Raw genomic sequence first — 1223 nt, forward strand, 5'->3', positions numbered from 1 at the left:
TGGCCGAAGTAATGACTTCATGAGCCGCTTGAAGAAGCTTGGCCCGATGACCGCCATCAGGGCCTTCTTGGCGGGGCGATATCCGCATGGCCGAAAAAAGTGCAGGAAGGCTCCGATGACTCTGCGGAGTCTGTCCTGTCGGCGGCTTGCGGTCGCCTGCGACACGGCAAAGACCGGCCCCGCCGGCATCCTGGGTGACGTTGTGCCGCAAGAAATGCACCACCAGTGCTACCGACCTGGTCAGGTCGACAACGGCAGGACGGCCGCCGGATTTGACGACGTCACCCGTCAAGATCCCTACCTGCCCGGTCAGCTCGATGAGTTGCCTCATGGACAGACCGGGGATTTCTTCACGCAAGCGAGTCGACAGACTCTCTCGCCGGCAAGAAGCTTTTGAATGGCCTGCATTTGCTCACACGGTGGTTCGTCGCTCATCGCTCATCAATGTATTCGCAGCGCGAATGGTCATGATAACGGTTCGATCACGGGCGGGCCGAGCCTGTTGTCGAATACGCTCCGCGCGCTAACCTGACCGCAATCACTCGAATGCAGGGCGGCTTCCAGGGGGCCACCGCCCCTATGCGTTCACCCAAAGAAGCGACGCTGCCGATGGGCGCCCCAGATATCACCGCGCGCCCATCGCAAACAAGCGTCGGAACATAGCCCAACACATCAGCGAGGCCACGGCCACATTACGTGCCGTGTCCGATCGATTACGTCAAACTATCGCACGCGTTCCGCACTGCGTCCATAGTCCGGCGACCGGTCATCCGCTATTTCCGCAACACGTTCCCGGAAGGAAACAAGGGACAATGACCAACGACGTGGAATCCACTCCACCCGAGAATCGGGGTCTGCCGCGGCGCAGCGTGCTCAAGGCGGGTCTCGCGATCACCGGGGCCGCGGTGGCGACCTCCGCGACGGCCGCCGTCGCCGAGGCCGCCCAGGACCCGGCCTTGCGGCGGCATTTCGACGTGATCGTCGTGGGCGCCGGGATGGCCGGGGTCACCGCCACGCGTGAACTGCGCGCCAAGGGCAAGCGGGTGCTGCTGCTGGAGGCGCGCGACCGGGTCGGCGGCCGGACCTGGACCGACACCTGGCGGGGCCACATGATCGAGCGCGGCGGCACCTGGGTCGACCGGTTACAGCCGCATGTGTGGCGCGAACTCAACCGCTACCGCCTGCCGATCATGGCCGACCAGGGGGTGACCAGGGCGATCATG

The 1223-nt window shown here is 64.3% G+C and carries 2 protein-coding genes; one reads left to right on the top strand and one right to left on the bottom strand.

The window, feature by feature from the left end; all coding sequences use genetic code 11:
• A partial coding sequence (locus ABD120_RS39355) for a hypothetical protein (RefSeq protein ID WP_343955585.1) occupies nucleotides 1–331 on the bottom strand: 331 nt, incomplete at its 3' end.
• A gap of 481 nt (nucleotides 332–812) precedes the next feature.
• Between ABD120_RS39355 and ABD120_RS39360 the strand changes: the two genes are divergently transcribed.
• Nucleotides 813–1223 (top strand): FAD-dependent oxidoreductase (locus ABD120_RS39360; protein WP_343955587.1); only part of this gene is annotated, 411 nt, incomplete at its 3' end.

The sequence above is a fragment of the Nonomuraea longicatena genome, from assembly GCF_039525605.1.
GTDB lineage: Bacteria > Actinomycetota > Actinomycetes > Streptosporangiales > Streptosporangiaceae > Nonomuraea > Nonomuraea longicatena.